We start from the raw sequence: 17893 nt of genomic DNA on the forward strand, positions 1-17893 counted from the left end.
TCCTTGTCAGCTTCGTCACGCAGCGTACTGCGCTTACATCATTACGACGTCAAACTGCTCCTGGTTATAGAGCGGTTCAATTTGTACTTTTACCTGTTTGCCGACAAAGATTTCCACTTCCGCCAGCGCGTGTGACTCTTCGCCTTTCAGCGCTTCAGCCACCGCAGGGGAAGCATAGACCAGAAAACGATCGGAGTCGTAGGCATGATGAACACGGACGATTTCACGCATAATTTCGTAGCAGACGGTCTCAACCGTCTTTACCGTTCCGCGTCCATGGCAGGTTGGGCATTCATTGCACAGCACATGCTCCACGCTCTCGCGGGTACGCTTACGCGTCATTTCCACCAGCCCCAGCTGTGAGAAGCCGTTAATGCTGGTTTTCACGCGGTCTTTGCTCAGCGCCTGCTCAAGCGAGTGCAGCACGCGGCGACGGTGGTCTTCATTACTCATATCGATGAAGTCGATAATGATAATGCCGCCCAGATTGCGCAGACGAAGCTGGCGCGCAATGGCCTGAGTGGCTTCGATGTTGGTGTTGAAGATGGTGTCATCCAGGTTGCGATGACCGACAAAAGCGCCGGTGTTGATATCGACGGTAGTCATCGCTTCGGTCTGATCGATGATCAGATAGCCGCCTGACTTCAGCTCGACCTTACGCTCCAGGGCACGCTGGATCTCGTTTTCGACATCATAGAGATCGAAGATCGGCTGACGCCCGGTGTAGTGCTCCAGCAGGCCAGGCATCTCAGGGATATATTCGGCGGTAAACTCGAGCAGGGCCTCGTACGTCAGACGAGAGTCCACGCGAATGCGGTCGAGCTGCGCGTCGGCAAAGTCACGCAGAACGCGCTGCGCCAGCGCCAGCTCACCATAAAGCTGATAGCGGGTCTGGTTGCGTTTTTTACGCTCCATCACTTTTGTCCAGACGCGCTTCAGGTAAGCCGCATCCGACGCCAGGTCTTCCTCGCTGATCCCTTCCGCGGCGGTACGGATGATAAATCCGCCCTGTTCATCGCAGTAGGCGCTGACCACTTTCTTCAGACGCTCGCGCTCGGTTTCACTCTCAATACGCTGCGAAACGCCCACGTGCGACGCGCCGGGCATAAAGACCAGATAGCGGGAAGGTAAGGTGATGTCGGTGGTCAGACGAGCGCCTTTGGTACCGAGGGGATCTTTCACCACCTGCACCATCAGATCCTGTCCCTGACGCACCAGTTCAGAAATGTCGCGTACGGCAAACTGCTTTTGCTCTTCGCCCGCGACGCACTCGGTGTGCGGCATGATATCGGAGGCATGTAAAAATGCCGCCTTATCGAGTCCAATATCTACAAAAGCCGCCTGCATACCCGGTAGTACACGACTGACACGACCTTTGTAGATATTGCCTACTATTCCGCGCCGCGCTTCACGCTCAATATGAATTTCCTGAAGAATGCCACCATCAATATAGGCCACACGGGTTTCCGAGGGCGTTACGTTTACCAACAATTCAGCCGTCATAATTATCCCTTCCCTCACGCAGTGAGTTAAAATTGCTCAGCAACTCATACGTTTCCACCAGCGGTAAGCCGACTACGGCGTGATAGCTGCCATGAATCTTCCTGACAAAACAGCCACCCAGCCCCTGAATACCGTATGCACCTGCTTTATCCATCGGTTCACCGCTGGCAATATAAGCGGCGATGTCGTCGTCGGTAAGTACTCTGAAGGTCACTTCCGTCACCACCAGGCAGTCCAGCACGTGCTGGCTGTCAGCCAGCGCGACGGCCGTCATCACCTGATGCGTTTGTCCGGACAGCTTGCGCAGCATGCGCGCTGCATGATCGGCGTCGTGCGGTTTCTCCAGCACTTCACCGTTCAGGATAACGATGGTATCTGCCCCCAGCACGGGAAGATCGCGTGGCACACTGGCCACGCCCGCCTGCGCTTTCTCCCGCGCCAGACGTGACACGTACTGTTGAGCACTTTCGCCCTCAGCACGTTTTTCTTCAATGCCGGTCACGATGCGTTCAAAAGAGACCCCTAGCTGCGTCAGGAGTTCCTGACGGCGCGGGGAGCCGGAAGCGAGATACAAAGACGTCATAGAAACCTTTTATTGCACAGCAAACTGCTGGCGAACCTTACGCATCAGCAGGAATAGCCATGGCCAGAGCACACCGTTTACTACACTACTCCAGAACACTTCCGGTCGGAAAGAGACGTTGATCACTAAAAACTCTGCCCAGAAAACAACGATATCCGCAGCGAGCGACAACAACATCACAACCAGGGCCTGTTGCCAGAGCGCAAGGTTACGGAAGAGCTGGAATTTGAGTGCGACGAGGTACGCAATAATGCTCATGGACAAGGCGCGCACGCCAAGCGTAGAGCCGCTAATGAGATCCAGTATGGCACCCATCACGAAACCCGTGCCGACATTTACGCGATGCGGCAGGGCAAGGATCCAGTAGAGTAAAATGAGCAATACCCAGTTTGGCCGGAAAACGAGAATGTCATCCGGCCAGGGCATAACCTGCAGTAACAGTGCAATAAGAAACGAGAGCCAGATGACCCAGCGTCCCTGGCTACGATAGCTTGCCACTACTGCCCTCCCGAAGAGAGTTTAGGCGGTGGCGGCGCATCCGGCAGCGGCTGCGTTAACCCGGTTGCCGGCGCCGGGACTGGCGCAGGCGGCCCCATGGAATCCGCAGGCGGAAGAACCTGCGGCATCATCTGCATCAGGCGCTCGTTTGCTACGCGATGGACCTCTTCAGGCGTCATCGGGTTAGCCCCGTTACGATCGGCACCCCACAGCAGCAACAGATAGCGCAGACGCTGCAAACCAGCAGTTGGACGCGCCTGAATCACGGTATAGGCACGCTGGGTATCCAGCTTGACGGAAGAGACCACCGCAACCGGATAACCTTCAGGGAAGCGTCCACCCAGACCAGACGTCACCAGCACGTCGCCTACGCGGATATCCGTGTTAGCCGGCAGGTGTTCCAGCTGCAGGTCGTCCGTACAGCCGTTACCGGCCGCGATCACGCGGATGTCGTTGCGCAGGACCTGGATCGGCAGCGCATGCGTGGCGTCGCAAATCAGCAGCACGCGGCTGGTCAGTTTGGCGACGGCAACAACCTGGCCAACTACGCCTTTATCACTGATAACTGGCTGGCCTTCATACACCCCGTTGACGCTCCCTTTGTCGATCACAACCTGATCGCTGTAAGGGTCGTTCACGGTGGAGATCACCTGGGTAACCATCTTCTGCTCATCCTGACGCAGCGGCGAGCCGAGCAGTTCACGCAGTCGCGCGTTTTCCTGCTTGTATTGCCCCAGCATCAGCAGTTCGCTGTTTTTCAGCAACAGTTCCTGACGTAATGCCCGGTTTTCGAGTTCGAGTTGGTCGCGTGAAGACAGCGTTTGAGAAACGGAGTCGAGCAGTTCACGGGGACCATTTGAAACAAAATAGAAAGGACTGACGGCGGTATCCATGTACGTTCTGATCTGGCTGAACGTACCGAGGCGGCTATCGGCAATAATGACCCCAAGCGCAACCAGAACCGCCAGAATAAGGCGAAACTGTAGCGATGGGCCACGGCTAAAAATTGGCTTCATAGGCTATGCGTATTCTCGCGTCAGAGAGAAAGGGTAGCAAATTGCTACCCTCTCAAACTCGACTACTCTTCGCTGAACAAATCGCCGCCGTGCATGTCGATCATTTCCAGCGCCTTGCCACCACCACGGGCGACGCAAGTCAGTGGATCTTCTGCAACTACGACAGGAATACCTGTCTCTTCCATTAACAGGCGGTCGAGGTTACGCAGCAGCGCACCACCACCGGTCAGAACCATACCGCGCTCGGAGATATCGGACGCCAGCTCTGGTGGACACTGTTCCAGCGCGACCATTACCGCGCTCACGATGCCCGTCAGTGGTTCCTGCAGTGCTTCCAGAATTTCGTTGGAGTTCAGGGTGAAACCGCGTGGAACACCCTCAGCCAGGTTACGCCCACGTACTTCGATCTCACGCACTTCATCGCCCGGATACGCAGAGCCGATTTCATGTTTGATACGCTCTGCGGTGGCTTCACCGATCAGAGAGCCGTAGTTACGGCGCACATAATTAATGATGGCTTCGTCGAAGCGGTCACCACCGATACGTACGGAAGAGGAGTACACCACGCCGTTCAGAGAGATAACGGCCACTTCAGTGGTACCACCACCGATATCCACCACCATGGAACCGGTCGCTTCAGACACAGGCAGACCTGCACCGATTGCCGCCGCCATTGGCTCTTCAATCAGGAACACTTCACGCGCACCTGCACCCTGGGCAGATTCACGGATTGCGCGACGTTCAACCTGGGTTGCGCCAACCGGCACACACACCAGAACACGCGGGCTTGGACGCATGAAGCTGTTGCTGTGAACCTGCTTGATGAAGTGCTGAAGCATTTTTTCAGTCACGAAGAAGTCGGCGATAACGCCGTCTTTCATTGGGCGGATAGCGGCGATGTTGCCAGGGGTACGACCCAGCATCTGCTTCGCGTCATGACCCACTGCGGCCACGCTTTTTGGCGAGCCTGCACGATCCTGACGAATGGCCACAACGGAAGGCTCATTCAATACGATGCCTTGTCCTTTTACATAAATAAGGGTATTCGCGGTACCCAGGTCAATGGACAGGTCATTGGAAAACATGCCACGAAATTTTTTCAACATACTAAGGGATAATCCTGAAAGCTGGGGCGGAAAACAAAATCCGCTTACTTTACCAACCACACGCAGCAGCGACAAGGCGCAAAAATCATCTGCAACGGTGAAAATTTATGCAGTACGTTTCCTGATGTTACAAAATCATCCCCTGACTCCTTCAGGGCTGAGTAAACAGTTGCGTTCCCCACTGACGTTTGTAACCCATTAAAGGTCGTTCACTGGCTTTTTGCTCGACATACTCAAAGCTACAGGCGCGATATTCTACGTGAAAACAGCGTAAACGGCAGGTCAAACAGAGTATCTTTGCAAATATTTTTTCACGTTGGTGTCAAGCGGTTGAGAGGCAGCAAAAAAATCCCCCTGACCACCCATCACGCCGCGCGCTGTTAACATCTGCCATTCGCTTCTGGAGCGCACGCCCGTGGCAAACACTTGTGTTCGCGTTCCCTTGCATGCTTCTACCAGACTCTGTACCAGAAGCTGGTTTTCCGTACGCTTCTCAATATTTCTTACCAGCCCCGGATGTAGCTTTAATAACTCCACATCCAGTTCCTTGATCCAGTTGGTACTGACCAGCGTTAAACCAGCCTGCGTCACCGCTACACGCGCACCGAGCGCATTGATCAAACGTACCACCGGACGTAACCGGCTGATGTGTTGACCTACATCGGCCTCAGCAAGTTCAAAAATAATGTGTTTGCGCTGTGATTTTTCGCATTGCATTAATGTATCACGTAGCCAGCGCTGAAAACGTGGGCGTATTAACGACTCAACAGTGACCTGTAACGCCAGGTTTTCTTCAGGCCAGAAGGATAAAAACGGAATCAGCCGGGTAATTTGCTGGCGGTCATACTCTTCTGACAGCCCAAATTGCAGCACCATCGGCAGATATTCCGCCGAAATGACCTCTTCGGTACCGTCAAAAATACGACACATCAGTTCACGGTGATGAACATTGCCGTTTTTCATCACCGCGGGTTTTTGATAAATACGCGGTCCGCCGCGGCTAAGCATTTGCTCAATCAGCGTTCGCCAGCGCACGTTGCCGCGCCCTTTTTCCGGCAGCGAGTCATCATACACCGCCCATCCGTTCGCCCCCTGTAAGACAGCGTTGCGGGTAGCGGCTTCCGCATGTTCCATTACCTGTTCTGTCGATTGTCCGCCACGCCAGGCGCAGATCCCCATATGGACCATATCGTCCCTGTCGAGCATTTTGCTCTGCGGCAGCGCATCCACCGCCTTCAGCAGCTGGCTGGCGATGCTTTCCGACTCCTTCAGCGTACGGTGCGGCAGTAACACGGCAAAGTCACTGCGGTGATAGCGGGCCAGTAATGCGCCCGGGTAGCGCATAATAAAGGTGGAGAGCAGGTTGATTAGCGTAAAGAGATTTTCTTCCGCGGCCCGCTGTCCCCAGGTGTCGCGCAGGAGATCGAAATCGGGCAGGCGAATCATCATCACTACCCCATGTGTCCCCACTTTTTCTGAATCGTCGAGCAGCGTGGCCAGCTGATTATCAAAGAAAAGACGATTGTTAAGGCCAGTTTTATTATCCTGCGCAGCATAAGAGCGGATCAGCGTATCCATACGGCTGCGCTGGTCGCTGGCAAACTGGACTTCGGAGAGCAAGGTATCCAGCGCGCTGCTGGCGCGTGAAGGCCATTCATGAACCGAGCCGCGCACCTGCGGGCCGCGTTCACCGTTCAGGATACGTACGGAGCGCATCTCCAGCAGCTCCTGGCCGGAGAGCTGGCGGCGCAGCCAGCGGACCGCGAGAAAGATCAGCAGGACGATAAACGCCACCGCGACGGTGAGCGGCGCGGTGGTCATCATGGATCGGAAATAGCTGGCCATCGGATCGAGATAGACCATGCGTATGGTCATCCCTGGATTTTTGAGGGAATGCACCGTTACTTCCCGATACTGGCTCACCACGCCCGCAGGTCGATAGCTCCCCGGCCGTTCATGGCTTAAAACACGATGCTTTCCCTGCTGAATGTCGATCTGAACAATATCAACAGGTACCATCAACTCATCAAGCTCACTGGTAAGCGTTGGTAGCGGCGTCGTTAGCAGACGCGTATCAATCACCGACGCGACAGACTGTACCCGATTGACCAGTTTGTCCTGAATGGCGTTGTAAAAGCTGAGAGAGCAGCCCAGAAGGGTGACAAAAATAGTAAGACCCGTCAGCAAGGTGATAAAAGCTGAGAACTTCGTCGTTAATCGCATCCTTGAGATTACTCCGTGGGTTGATGGGGGTAGCGAGTAAGCGCTAACTTGCATTTCAAATGCGGCATACTACCAAATCGGGTGTATCTGGCAATTTATTGCGTTAAATCGGCACTGCGTTTCCCTGAGCGAGTATAGTCTTCAGAAATTATTTTCCAATCATATGAGTTGAGAGGACCCCGTATGCAGGCTTTGATCTTAGAACAGCAGGACGGCAAAACGCTCGCCTCAGTGCAGCCGGTAGAAGAGAGCCGCCTGCCGGAAGGCGAAGTAACCGTCGACATCGACTGGTCCAGTTTAAATTATAAAGATGCGCTGGCTATTACCGGTAAGGGTAAAATCATCCGAAATTTCCCTATGGTGCCAGGTATTGATTTCGCGGGCCGGGTTCATACCAGCGAGGATCCGCGCTTCCATCCGGGCCAGCAGGTGCTGCTCACCGGCTGGGGTGTGGGTGAAAATCACTGGGGTGGGCTGGCCACGCAGGCGCGCGTGAAGGGCGACTGGCTGGTGCCGATGCCGAAAGGCATGGATGGCCGCAAGGCGATGATCGTCGGTACGGCAGGCTTTACCGCCATGCTGTGCGTGATCGCGCTGGAAGAAGCGGGTATCCGCCCTGAGTCGGGTGAAATTGTCGTCACCGGCGCCAGCGGCGGCGTGGGCAGCACGGCTGTCACGCTGCTCCACAAGCTGGGCTATCAGGTCGCTGCGGTTTCCGGCCGTGAAAGCACCCATGACTATCTGCGCCAGCTCGGTGCAAACCGCATTCTCAGCCGTGACGAATTCGCTGAAACCCGTCCGCTGGAAAAACAGGTCTGGGCAGGGGCTGTGGATACCGTAGGTGATAAGGTGCTGGCAAAAATCCTGGCGCAGATGAACTACGGCGGCTGCGTGGCAGCCTGCGGTCTGGCGGGCGGATTTGCCCTGCCAACCACCGTGATGCCGTTTATTCTGCGTAACGTCCGCCTGCAGGGCGTGGATTCCGTGATGACCCCTGCGGCTCGTCGCCATGAAGCCTGGGAACGGCTGGTGCGCGATCTGCCGGAATCTTTCTATACCCAGAGCGCGACGGAGATAAACCTGAGCCAGGCGCCGGAATATGCCTCTAAGATCATGGATAACCAGTTCCACGGTCGCGCGCTGGTGAAAATCGCCTAATCTTCAAATTTTCGTGACATATTCGCGCGAATCACTCTCCTCCGTCATGCTTAGGAAAACGCATGACGGAGGATGCCATGAAAAACCGAAAACTGACGGAAGCCGACGTAACGTCTGAGTCTGTCTTTATGCTACAGCGCCGCCAGATCCTGAAAATGCTTGGCATCAGCGCCACCGCGCTCTCGCTCTCGCCTTCGGCTCACGCCGACCTGCTCGACTGGTTTAAAGGCAACGATCGGCCAAAGGCTCCTTCCGGCGCCCCGCTCACCTTTACGAAACCGGCTGAATGGCAAAACAAACTGACGCTTACGCCGGAAGATAAAGTCACCGGCTACAACAACTTCTACGAATTTGGTCTAGACAAGGCCGATCCTGCCGCCAACGCGGGAAGCCTCAAAACCGATCCGTGGACGCTGAAGATTGATGGCGAAGTGGCGAAACCCCTGACGCTGGACCACCACGATCTCACCACCCGTTTCCCGCTCGAAGAGCGTATCTATCGCATGCGCTGCGTGGAAGCCTGGTCGATGGTTGTGCCCTGGGTCGGCTTCCCGCTGCATAAATTGCTGGCGATGGTTGAGCCCACCAGCAATGCAAAATATGTCGCCTTCCAGACGCGCTATGCGCCGGACGAAATGCCCGGGCAGAAAGATCGGTTTATCGGCGGCGGGCTTGATTATCCGTATGTAGAAGGGTTACGTCTCGACGAAGCTATGCACCCCCTCACCCTGCTGACCGTCGGCGTTTACGGTAAGGCGCTTCCGCCGCAAAACGGTGCCCCCATCCGTTTAACCGTACCGTGGAAATATGGCTTCAAAGGGATTAAATCTATCGTCAGCATTAAGCTTACCCGTGAGCGGCCGCCAACCACCTGGAATCTGGCGGCCCCGGACGAATACGGTTTCTTCGCCAACGTGAACCCGCATGTGGATCATCCGCGCTGGTCGCAAGCGACCGAGCGGTTTATTGGTTCCGGCGGTGCGCTGGACGTGAAGCGCCAGCCGACGCTGCTGTTTAATGGTTATGCGGATGAAGTGGCCTCGCTTTATCGTGGTCTCAACTTACGGGAGAACTTCTGAGTGCGTCTAACGGCAAAACAGATTACCTGGCTGAAAGTGCTGCTGCACCTGGCCGGGGTACTTCCTTTTATTTGGCTGTTCTGGGCCGCCAGTCAGGGGCTCTTTAGCGCAGACCCGGCCAAGGATATCCAGCATTTTACCGGTCGGATGGCTCTGAAATTTTTGCTGGCCACCTTGCTCGTCTCGCCGCTGGCGCGCTACGCTAAACAACCCTTATTGATACGCACCCGTCGGCTGTTAGGGCTATGGTGTTTTGCCTGGGCAACGCTGCACCTTACCAGCTATGCCCTGCTGGAACTGGGAATTAACAATCTGGCGCTGCTTGGCCGCGAACTGGTGACACGCCCTTATCTGACGCTGGGCATCGTGAGCTGGGTGGTTTTACTGGCGTTAGCGCTAACCTCCACGCAATATGCACAGCGAAAACTGGGCAGGCGCTGGCAGCTGCTGCACAACTTCGTCTATCTTGTCGCGATCCTCGCTCCCATTCATTACCTGTGGTCGGTGAAGATCCTCTCCCCGCAGCCGGTCCTGTACGCACTGGCCGCCGTGGCGCTTTTAGCATGGCGTTACAAGAAGTTCCGTCAGTGGTTGCGATAGTTCGCGAAACTGTGCGTTTTCCCGCAGATTACCCGTCAACCGCAAATCTTTTTCGGATAGCGGTTGATAATCTTCCCTGATAAGACCAGTATTTAGCTGCTAAATGCTACGAAATCGTTATAATGTGCGACCTTGGTTCGCCTGACAGCGGTTTTAAGCCTCTGAAAAGGTGACATTTGCGTTTCGAAGGTATATTTTGTTTTTTACCCGAAAATCGCAGGAGATAGCGGCATAATGACTGATAAGTTCCATATCTTAGTTTTGAACGGACCGAACCTGAACATGCTCGGCACCCGTGAGCCAGAGAAGTACGGCACGCTGACATTGAGTGAAATTGTTAACCGTCTTGGAACGGAAGCAGCGTCGCTGAATGTGGATTTGGATCATTTTCAGTCGAATGCGGAGTACGCACTCATCGACCGTATTCATCAGGCTAAAGACAATGTGGACTATATCCTGATCAATCCGGCCGCGTTTACGCACACCAGTGTTGCTATCCGCGACGCACTGCTCGCGGTGAGTATCCCGTTTATCGAGATCCACCTGAGTAACGTGCACGCACGAGAGCCGTTCCGCCACCATTCGTATCTGTCGGATATCGCTGCTGGCGTTATCTGTGGACTGGGCGCAGACGGCTATTCATACGCTTTACAGACAGCGGTAAAACGCTTGTCACAATCACACTAAACAAGAGTACGGAACCCACTCATGGATATTCGTAAGATTAAAAAACTGATCGAGCTGGTTGAAGAATCAGGCATCTCCGAACTGGAAATTTCTGAAGGCGAAGAGTCTGTACGCATCAGCCGTGCAGCCCCAGCCGCTAGCTTCCCGGTAATGCAGCAGGCTTATGCTGCGCCAGTGCAGCAGCCTGCGCTCTCCGCAGCCGTTGCACCAGCAGCTGAAGCCGCACCTGCCGCTGCAGCAGAAATCAGTGGTCACATCGTACGTTCCCCAATGGTTGGTACTTTCTACCGCACCCCGAGCCCTGACGCGAAGGCGTTCATCGAAGTGGGTCAGAAAGTCAACGTCGGCGATACCCTGTGCATCGTTGAAGCGATGAAAATGATGAACCAGATCGAAGCAGACAAATCAGGTACTGTGAAAGCGATTCTGGTCGAAAGTGGTCAGCCGGTTGAATTTGACGAGCCGCTGGTCGTCATCGAGTAACGAGGCGTACATGCTGGATAAAATTGTTATCGCCAACCGCGGCGAGATCGCACTGCGTATTCTTCGTGCCTGTAAAGAACTGGGCATCAAGACCGTCGCTGTGCACTCAAGCGCGGATCGCGATTTAAAACACGTATTGCTGGCGGATGAGACGGTCTGTATTGGCCCGGCTCCGTCCGTAAAAAGCTATCTAAACATCCCGGCTATCATCAGCGCCGCTGAAATCACCGGCGCGGTGGCAATTCATCCGGGTTATGGCTTCCTCTCTGAGAACGCCAACTTTGCTGAGCAGGTTGAACGCTCTGGCTTCATCTTCATCGGCCCGAAAGCCGACACCATCCGCCTGATGGGCGACAAAGTGTCTGCAATCACCGCCATGAAAAAAGCCGGTGTTCCAACCGTACCAGGCTCTGACGGCCCTCTGACCGACGACATGGATGCTAACCGTGCTCATGCTAAACGCATTGGCTACCCGGTTATCATCAAGGCGTCCGGCGGCGGCGGTGGTCGCGGTATGCGCGTTGTGCGTAGCGATGCTGAACTGGCGCAGTCCATCTCCATGACCAAAGCAGAAGCGAAAGCCGCTTTCAGCAATGACATGGTGTACATGGAAAAATACCTGGAAAACCCACGCCACATCGAAATTCAGGTGCTGGCTGACGGTCAGGGTAACGCAATCTATCTGGCAGAACGTGACTGCTCTATGCAGCGCCGTCACCAGAAAGTGGTCGAAGAAGCACCAGCGCCGGGCATTACTCCGGAACTGCGTCGCTACATCGGCGAGCGTTGCGCTAAAGCGTGTGTCGATATCGGCTATCGTGGAGCGGGTACCTTTGAGTTCCTGTTCGAGAACGGCGAGTTCTATTTCATCGAAATGAACACCCGTATTCAGGTTGAGCACCCGGTTACCGAAATGATCACCGGCGTTGACCTGATCAAAGAGCAGCTGCGAATCGCTGCAGGCCAGCCGCTGTCCATCAAGCAGGAAGAAGTTGTGGTGAAAGGCCATGCGGTAGAATGCCGTATCAACGCCGAAGACCCGAACACCTTCCTGCCAAGCCCGGGCAAAATCACGCGTTTCCACGCGCCGGGTGGCTTTGGCGTGCGCTGGGAGTCTCATATCTACGCCGGTTACACCGTACCGCCGTACTATGACTCAATGATCGGCAAGCTCATCTGCTACGGCGAAAATCGTGACGTGGCGATTGCCCGCATGAAGAATGCCCTGCAGGAGCTGATCATCGACGGTATCAAAACCAACGTTGATCTGCAGATGCGCATCATGAGCGACGAGCACTTCCAGAATGGTGGAACTAACATCCACTATCTGGAGAAAAAACTCGGTCTGAACGAGAAGTAAGAGACCTGTGTTGCTAAAAGGCCGGATTATCCGGCCTTTTTTATTTCTGGGGCCAGGAAAGGCTCATCATGTACAATCCCCGCTTTCTTCATCCACAAGGGACAATAAATGGACAAACGTTTTGTTCAGGCCCATAAAGAAGCGCGCTGGGCGCTGTGGCTGACCCTTCTCTATCTCGCAGCATGGTTGGTAACTGCTTACTTACCTGACTCCGCTATTGGCTTCACCGGCCTGCCGCACTGGTTCGAAATGGCGTGCCTGCTGGTACCGCTGGTCTTCATCCTGCTGTGCTGGGCAATGGTGAAATTCATCTATCGCGATATCCCGCTGGAGGACGATGATGCAGCTTGAAGTCATTCTGCCGCTTATCGCTTACTTGTTAGTGGTGTTTGGTTTGTCCGTTTACGCCATGCGTAAAAGAACGACGGGCACCTTCCTGAACGAGTATTTTCTTGGTAGCCGCTCGATGGGCGGCGTCGTGCTGGCCATGACGCTTACCGCGACCTACATCAGTGCCAGTTCGTTTATCGGCGGACCCGGAGCAGCCTATAAATACGGGTTAGGCTGGGTGCTTCTGGCGATGATCCAGCTTCCAGCCGTCTGGCTCTCACTGGGCATACTGGGCAAAAAATTTGCCATTCTGGCGCGCCGTTATAATGCCGTGACGCTCAATGATATGCTTTTTGCCCGCTATCAGAGCCGTTTACTGGTGTGGCTGGCCAGCATAAGCCTGCTGGTGGCCTTTATTGGCGCAATGACGGTGCAGTTTATCGGCGGGGCACGCCTGCTGGAAACGGCGGCCGGGATCCCCTACGAGACAGGCTTGATCATCTTCGGAGTCAGCATTGCGCTGTATACCGCGTTTGGCGGATTCCGCGCCAGCGTGCTGAACGATACGATGCAGGGATTGGTGATGCTTGTTGGCACCATTGTTCTGCTGGTGGGCATTGTGCATGCTGCTGGTGGCCTGAGCCACGCAGTCGAAACGCTGGAAACCATCGACCCGAAACTGGTCTCTCCGCAGGGCGCAGATGACATCCTTTCGCCAACCTTTATGACCTCGTTCTGGGTGTTGGTGTGCTTTGGAGTGATTGGCCTGCCGCATACCGCCGTGCGCTGTATCTCTTACAAAGACAGCAAAGCCGTGCACAGAGGTATCATTATCGGCACTATCGTGGTTGCGATCCTGATGTTTGGTATGCACCTGGCGGGCGCGTTAGGTCGGGCAGTTATTCCTGACCTTACCGTACCCGATCTGGTTATCCCAACCCTGATGGTTAAAGTGCTGCCGCCATTTGCCGCCGGGATCTTCCTCGCCGCCCCGATGGCCGCCATTATGTCGACAATCAACGCTCAGCTGCTGCAAAGTTCCGCTACGATCATTAAAGATCTCTATCTGAACCTGCGTCCTGAGCAGGCAGAGAATGAACGGCGCCTGAAGCGCATGTCGGCCATTATTACTCTGGCGTTAGGGGCATTGCTGCTGTTAGCCGCATGGCGCCCGCCTGAGATGATCATCTGGCTGAACCTGCTGGCGTTTGGTGGGCTTGAAGCGGTATTCCTGTGGCCGCTGGTGTTAGGGCTCTACTGGGAACGCGCAAACGCTGCGGGCGCGCTGAGCGGCATGATTGTCGGCGGTGTGCTGTACGCCGTCCTTGCAACGTTTAAGATTCAGTACCTGGGCTTCCATCCGATTGTGCCTTCGTTACTGCTGAGTTTACTGGCGTTTGTGGTGGGAAACCGTTTCGGTCAGCCCGTCCCACAGCCCGCTGTGATTTCTACTGATAAATAAAGAGTTTTGCCATGCCGTGGATCCAACTAAAACTGAACACAACCGGCGCTAACGCCGAGGAACTGAGCGATGCGCTGATGGAGGCCGGTTCGGTCTCTATCACCTTCCAGGACACGCATGACACGCCGGTCTTTGAGCCGTTGCCGGGCGAAACCCGCCTGTGGGGTGATACCGACGTTATTGGCCTGTTTGATGCCGAAACCGACATGAAAGAGGTTGTCGCAATTCTGGAGAATCATCCTCTGCTGGGTGCGGGTTTTGCCCACAAAATCGAACAGCTGGAAGATAAAGACTGGGAACGCGAGTGGATGGATAACTTCCACCCGATGCAGTTCGGCAAACGCCTGTGGATCTGCCCGAGCTGGCGCGAGGTTCCTGATGAAAACGCGGTTAACGTCATGCTCGATCCGGGTCTGGCGTTTGGTACCGGCACTCACCCAACCACGTCCCTTTGCCTGCAGTGGCTGGATGGTCTGGATCTGGACGGTAAGACAGTGATCGACTTCGGCTGTGGCTCCGGGATCCTCGCGATTGCCGCCCTGAAGCTGGGCGCGGCAAAAGCCATCGGGATCGATATCGATCCGCAGGCCATTCAGGCCAGCCGCGATAACGCCGAGCGTAATGGCGTTTCCGATCGACTGGAACTGTATTTGCCGGATGCGCAGCCAGAAGCGATGAAAGCCGACGTGGTGGTCGCAAACATTCTGGCGGGCCCACTGCGCGAGCTGGCCCCGCTAATCAGCGTGCTGCCCGTTGAGGGCGGTCTGCTGGGGCTTTCCGGTATCCTGGCAAACCAGGCCGACAGCGTATGTGAAGCCTACGCCGATCTCTTTGCCCTCGATCCGGTCGTGGAAAAAGAAGAGTGGTGCCGCATCACCGGCCATAAAAAATAAGAATCTGGCGTGGTCATCTGACCACGCCTTTCTCCCTTTGATAATCCTCTCTCCCCCGGTCATTCTTCGGTAAAATAACCCCACAAATCACGTTGGTTTGTATTACAAAAATTCACCGGAAGAATATGATGAAACACATTACAGGCAAGGCAGCGCTGCTGGCGCTGAGCATGATCTCGGCTTCAGCATTTGCATCACACTGGAACTACGAAGGGGAAGGTTCACCGGAACACTGGGGCGAGCTGGACGAGGCCTACAAGACCTGTCAAAGCGGAATGAACCAGTCTCCAATTAATATTGATTCGACCGCTAACGCCCATCTTTCCCCGCTGCAAACCCACTACGTTGATGGCCCTGTTACACTGACAAACAATGGCCATACCATTCAGGCTGATGAACAGGCTGACACCCGCGATACCCTTACTCTTGATAAGCAAACCTGGACGTTACAACAGTTCCATTTTCACGCGCCGAGCGAAAATACCGTGCATGGAAAAAGGTACGCGATGGAAATGCATCTGGTTCATAAAAATGCCGGCGGGGAACTGACGGTGGTGGCGGTCATGTTTGATAAAGGGGCCGCAAACCCGGAGCTTGAAAAACTGTGGCGCGTTATGCCTCAGCAGGCCGAGCAGAACGTCTCCATCAAACAGGATCTCAACCTGAACAAACTGCTGCCGAAAGATAAAACGTACTGGCGCTTTAGCGGTTCACTGACCACCCCGCCGTGTTCAGAAGGCGTCACCTGGATTGTGCTTAAGCAACCCTTGACGGTTTCTGCTGAACAACTTGCCAGATTCACCGGGACAATGCATCACGATAATAACCGTCCGGTACAGTCTCTGCATGGGCGTGTTGTGGTCGAATAACGCCCATCCAGAGGCTAAAGATCATGTTCTAAAATGCGACGCAGATCGCAAAGAAGACGGGAAATCTGCTGCTAAAAACAGCAGATTATCCCGCTCAGGTAAGCCCTTTATTCAGAAATGATGAGAAGTTACGGGAAATTGTAAGCGCCCATAAAATAGTCATTCCCGCATAACACAATGATTTAAATAGTGAATAATTCTTAACGGAAAGATTGAGCGGCGATTCCTTGATCTACAACAGTGGATTGTTCAAAGTTTGGCCTTTCATCTCGTGCAAAAAATGCGTAATATACGCCGCCTTGCAGTCACAGTATGGTCATTTCTTAACTCATGCGCATCGGACACCACCAGCTTAGAAATCGCCTGATCGCAGCCCCTATGGCAGGTATTACAGACCGGCCGTTCAGGACGCTGTGCTATGAGATGGGAGCCGGTTTAACCGTATCCGAGATGATGTCGTCTAACCCGCAGGTTTGGGAAAGCGATAAATCCCGCCTTCGGATGGTGCACGTTGATGAACCAGGTATTCGCACCGTGCAAATTGCCGGAAGCGTGCCTGAAGAGATGGCAGATGCCGCGCGAATTAACGTGGAAAGTGGTGCCCAGATTATTGATATCAATATGGGGTGCCCGGCCAAAAAGGTGAATCGCAAGCTTGCAGGTTCAGCCCTTCTGCAATACCCCGACCAGGTGAAAGCTATCCTGACGGCGGTTGTCAGCGCGGTGGACGTTCCTGTTACGTTGAAGATTCGCACGGGTTGGTCGCCGGAACACCGTAACTGTGTAGAGATTGCCCAACTGGCCGAAGACTGTGGCATTCAGGCCCTGACCATTCATGGACGCACTCGCGCCTGTTTGTTCAACGGCGAAGCTGAATACGACAGCATTCGGGCAGTTAAGCAGAAAGTTTCCATTCCGATTATCGCGAATGGCGACATAACTGACCCGCTTAAAGCCAGGGCTGTACTCGACTATACGGGAGCTGATGCTCTGATGATAGGACGTGCAGCTCAGGGAAGACCCTGGATCTTCCGGGAAATCCAGCATTATCTGGACACTGGGGAGCTGCTTGCCCCGCTGCCTCTGGCAGAGGTTAAGCGCTTGCTTTGTTCGCATGTTCGGGAACTGCATGACCACTACGGTCAGGCAAAAGGGTACCGAATTGCGCGTAAACACGTCTCCTGGTATCTCCAGGAGCACGCTCCAGATGACCAGTTTCGGCGCACATTCAACGCCATAGAGGATGCCAGCGTACAGCTGGAGGCGTTGGAGGCATACTTCGAAAATCTTGCGTAATGAAATAAAGAGCTGACAGAACTATGTTCGAACAACGCGTAAATTCTGACGTACTGACCGTTTCTACCGTTAACTCTCAGGACCAGGTAACTCAAAAACCCCTGCGTGACTCGGTTAAACAGGCACTGAAGAACTATTTTGCTCAACTGAATGGTCAGGATGTTAATGACCTGTATGAGCTGGTACTGGCTGAAGTTGAACAGCCACTGTTGGACATGGTGATGCAATACACCCGCGGTAACCAAACCCGCGCTGCGCTGATGATGGGTATCAACCGTGGTACTCTGCGTAAGAAACTGAAAAAATACGGCATGAACTGATACTAATCAGTTAAATGCTTGTGTAAAAAGGCGCTCTTCGGCATGGGGAAGCGCCTTTTTTATTCCCCTGCTTCAGTCCGTCAACGCTTTGTAAACCTTCACTTATCCCGCTTTGAAACCGAAGATTTTGGTGTATATTTCCCCCACCTTACTGGCGCTCTTCTCGCGGAATGACACAATGATTCGTAAATACTGGTGGCTGGTTGTCTTTGCAATCTCCGTTCTCATTTTCGATGCACTCCTGATGCAGTGGATTGAACTGATGAGCACCGAAACCGATAAGTGTCGCAATATGAACTCCGTGAATCCCCTTAAACTCGTGAACTGCTCAGAGCTCGACTAAGCGCTCGATTGCGCAAATCACCTGTTATTACCCACTAAAAACGGGGATTTAAATCCCTTTGAGCCATTACCTGACGGTGATAAT

19 protein-coding genes are annotated in these 17893 nt (G+C 54.3%); 13 read left to right on the top strand and 6 right to left on the bottom strand.

Annotated elements, in window-relative coordinates:
• Positions 1–33: 33 nt before the first annotated feature.
• From rng to csrD, 6 genes are all read right to left on the bottom strand, one after another.
• Positions 34–1503, bottom strand: coding sequence for a ribonuclease G (rng, locus tag USH94_RS16080; protein WP_111964993.1), 1470 nt, complete (start codon positions 1501–1503; stop codon positions 34–36).
• The gene (locus USH94_RS16085; protein WP_111964994.1) at positions 1493–2086 is read right to left on the bottom strand and encodes a Maf family protein; all 594 of its coding nucleotides are present in this window, start codon (positions 2084–2086) and stop codon (positions 1493–1495) included. Before USH94_RS16085 ends, rng begins: the two co-directional genes overlap by 11 nt.
• A 9-nt stretch (positions 2087–2095) precedes the next feature.
• The gene (mreD, locus tag USH94_RS16090) at positions 2096–2584 is read right to left on the bottom strand and encodes a rod shape-determining protein MreD (RefSeq protein WP_023309399.1); all 489 of its coding nucleotides are present in this window, start codon (positions 2582–2584) and stop codon (positions 2096–2098) included.
• Positions 2584–3600 (bottom strand): rod shape-determining protein MreC, encoded by a 1017-nt coding sequence (gene mreC / locus USH94_RS16095; RefSeq protein ID WP_023309400.1) that lies wholly within the window; start codon positions 3598–3600, stop codon positions 2584–2586. Before mreC ends, mreD begins: the two co-directional genes overlap by 1 nt.
• 62 nt (positions 3601–3662) lie before the next feature.
• The gene (mreB, locus tag USH94_RS16100) at positions 3663–4706 is read right to left on the bottom strand and encodes a rod shape-determining protein MreB (protein WP_000913396.1); all 1044 of its coding nucleotides are present in this window, start codon (positions 4704–4706) and stop codon (positions 3663–3665) included.
• A gap of 282 nt (positions 4707–4988) precedes the next feature.
• Positions 4989–6929: an RNase E specificity factor CsrD gene (csrD, locus tag USH94_RS16105; RefSeq protein ID WP_111964995.1), complete on the bottom strand. Its 1941-nt coding sequence runs from the start codon at positions 6927–6929 to the stop codon at positions 4989–4991.
• 183 nt (positions 6930–7112) lie between these two features.
• On the opposite strand from csrD, the gene USH94_RS16110 reads away from it, so the two are divergent.
• The 13 genes from USH94_RS16110 (at position 7113) to USH94_RS16170 (ending at position 17809) form a co-directional block, all read left to right on the top strand.
• Positions 7113–8087: an MDR family oxidoreductase gene (locus tag USH94_RS16110; RefSeq protein WP_111964996.1), complete on the top strand. Its 975-nt coding sequence runs from the start codon at positions 7113–7115 to the stop codon at positions 8085–8087.
• Positions 8088–8164: 77 nt separating this feature from the next.
• Positions 8165–9166 (top strand): protein-methionine-sulfoxide reductase catalytic subunit MsrP, encoded by a 1002-nt coding sequence (msrP, locus tag USH94_RS16115; RefSeq protein WP_111964997.1) that lies wholly within the window; start codon positions 8165–8167, stop codon positions 9164–9166.
• The gene (gene msrQ / locus USH94_RS16120) at positions 9167–9766 is read left to right on the top strand and encodes a protein-methionine-sulfoxide reductase heme-binding subunit MsrQ (RefSeq protein ID WP_111964998.1); all 600 of its coding nucleotides are present in this window, start codon (positions 9167–9169) and stop codon (positions 9764–9766) included.
• Between the two features lie 234 nt (positions 9767–10000).
• Positions 10001–10453 (top strand): type II 3-dehydroquinate dehydratase, encoded by a 453-nt coding sequence (gene aroQ / locus USH94_RS16125; RefSeq protein WP_023309405.1) that lies wholly within the window; start codon positions 10001–10003, stop codon positions 10451–10453.
• 21 nt (positions 10454–10474) lie between these two features.
• Positions 10475–10936, top strand: a complete 462-nt coding sequence (gene accB / locus USH94_RS16130; protein WP_010436174.1) for an acetyl-CoA carboxylase biotin carboxyl carrier protein — start codon at positions 10475–10477, stop codon at positions 10934–10936.
• A gap of 10 nt (positions 10937–10946) precedes the next feature.
• The gene (gene accC / locus USH94_RS16135; RefSeq protein WP_003860388.1) at positions 10947–12296 is read left to right on the top strand and encodes an acetyl-CoA carboxylase biotin carboxylase subunit; all 1350 of its coding nucleotides are present in this window, start codon (positions 10947–10949) and stop codon (positions 12294–12296) included.
• A gap of 108 nt (positions 12297–12404) precedes the next feature.
• Positions 12405–12647 (top strand): YhdT family protein, encoded by a 243-nt coding sequence (locus USH94_RS16140; protein ID WP_111964999.1) that lies wholly within the window; start codon positions 12405–12407, stop codon positions 12645–12647.
• The gene (gene panF / locus USH94_RS16145; protein WP_111965000.1) at positions 12637–14088 is read left to right on the top strand and encodes a sodium/pantothenate symporter; all 1452 of its coding nucleotides are present in this window, start codon (positions 12637–12639) and stop codon (positions 14086–14088) included. The genes USH94_RS16140 and panF overlap by 11 nt, the downstream gene beginning before the upstream one ends.
• Positions 14089–14099: 11 nt before the next feature.
• Positions 14100–14981: a 50S ribosomal protein L11 methyltransferase gene (gene prmA / locus USH94_RS16150; RefSeq protein WP_111965001.1), complete on the top strand. Its 882-nt coding sequence runs from the start codon at positions 14100–14102 to the stop codon at positions 14979–14981.
• Between the two features lie 128 nt (positions 14982–15109).
• A complete protein-coding gene (locus USH94_RS16155; RefSeq protein WP_111965002.1) occupies positions 15110–15850 on the top strand; it encodes a carbonic anhydrase in 741 nt (246 codons plus the stop codon).
• Positions 15851–16180: 330 nt separating this feature from the next.
• Positions 16181–17146 (top strand): tRNA dihydrouridine synthase DusB, encoded by a 966-nt coding sequence (gene dusB, locus USH94_RS16160; protein WP_023309409.1) that lies wholly within the window; start codon positions 16181–16183, stop codon positions 17144–17146.
• Positions 17147–17169: 23 nt separating this feature from the next.
• On the top strand, positions 17170–17466 hold the full coding sequence (fis, locus tag USH94_RS16165; protein WP_000462905.1) for a DNA-binding transcriptional regulator Fis: 297 nt from the start codon (positions 17170–17172) through the stop codon (positions 17464–17466).
• Positions 17467–17644: 178 nt separating this feature from the next.
• A complete protein-coding gene (locus USH94_RS16170; protein WP_008502862.1) occupies positions 17645–17809 on the top strand; it encodes a DUF2556 family protein in 165 nt (54 codons plus the stop codon).
• Positions 17810–17893 lie beyond the last annotated feature (84 nt).

It is taken from the genome of Enterobacter sp. 148H3 (assembly GCF_034107425.1).
Classification (GTDB): domain Bacteria; phylum Pseudomonadota; class Gammaproteobacteria; order Enterobacterales; family Enterobacteriaceae; genus Enterobacter; species Enterobacter vonholyi.

What these genes read in the sequence shown, in the direction of transcription:
- rng (WP_111964993.1), bottom strand. Translation starts at nt 1,503, where the DNA reads ATGACGGCTGAATTGTTGGTAAACGTAACGCCCTCGGAAACCCGTGTG.
- USH94_RS16085 (WP_111964994.1), bottom strand. Translation starts at nt 2,086, where the DNA reads ATGACGTCTTTGTATCTCGCTTCCGGCTCCCCGCGCCGTCAGGAACTC.
- mreC (WP_023309400.1), bottom strand. Translation starts at nt 3,600, where the DNA reads ATGAAGCCAATTTTTAGCCGTGGCCCATCGCTACAGTTTCGCCTTATT.
- mreB (WP_000913396.1), bottom strand. Translation starts at nt 4,706, where the DNA reads ATGTTGAAAAAATTTCGTGGCATGTTTTCCAATGACCTGTCCATTGAC.
- csrD (WP_111964995.1), bottom strand. Translation starts at nt 6,929, where the DNA reads ATGCGATTAACGACGAAGTTCTCAGCTTTTATCACCTTGCTGACGGGT.
- USH94_RS16110 (WP_111964996.1), top strand. Translation starts at nt 7,113, where the DNA reads ATGCAGGCTTTGATCTTAGAACAGCAGGACGGCAAAACGCTCGCCTCA.
- msrP (WP_111964997.1), top strand. Translation starts at nt 8,165, where the DNA reads ATGAAAAACCGAAAACTGACGGAAGCCGACGTAACGTCTGAGTCTGTC.
- aroQ (WP_023309405.1), top strand. Translation starts at nt 10,001, where the DNA reads ATGACTGATAAGTTCCATATCTTAGTTTTGAACGGACCGAACCTGAAC.
- accB (WP_010436174.1), top strand. Translation starts at nt 10,475, where the DNA reads ATGGATATTCGTAAGATTAAAAAACTGATCGAGCTGGTTGAAGAATCA.
- accC (WP_003860388.1), top strand. Translation starts at nt 10,947, where the DNA reads ATGCTGGATAAAATTGTTATCGCCAACCGCGGCGAGATCGCACTGCGT.
- USH94_RS16140 (WP_111964999.1), top strand. Translation starts at nt 12,405, where the DNA reads ATGGACAAACGTTTTGTTCAGGCCCATAAAGAAGCGCGCTGGGCGCTG.
- panF (WP_111965000.1), top strand. Translation starts at nt 12,637, where the DNA reads ATGCAGCTTGAAGTCATTCTGCCGCTTATCGCTTACTTGTTAGTGGTG.
- prmA (WP_111965001.1), top strand. Translation starts at nt 14,100, where the DNA reads ATGCCGTGGATCCAACTAAAACTGAACACAACCGGCGCTAACGCCGAG.
- USH94_RS16155 (WP_111965002.1), top strand. Translation starts at nt 15,110, where the DNA reads ATGAAACACATTACAGGCAAGGCAGCGCTGCTGGCGCTGAGCATGATC.
- dusB (WP_023309409.1), top strand. Translation starts at nt 16,181, where the DNA reads ATGCGCATCGGACACCACCAGCTTAGAAATCGCCTGATCGCAGCCCCT.
- fis (WP_000462905.1), top strand. Translation starts at nt 17,170, where the DNA reads ATGTTCGAACAACGCGTAAATTCTGACGTACTGACCGTTTCTACCGTT.
- USH94_RS16170 (WP_008502862.1), top strand. Translation starts at nt 17,645, where the DNA reads ATGATTCGTAAATACTGGTGGCTGGTTGTCTTTGCAATCTCCGTTCTC.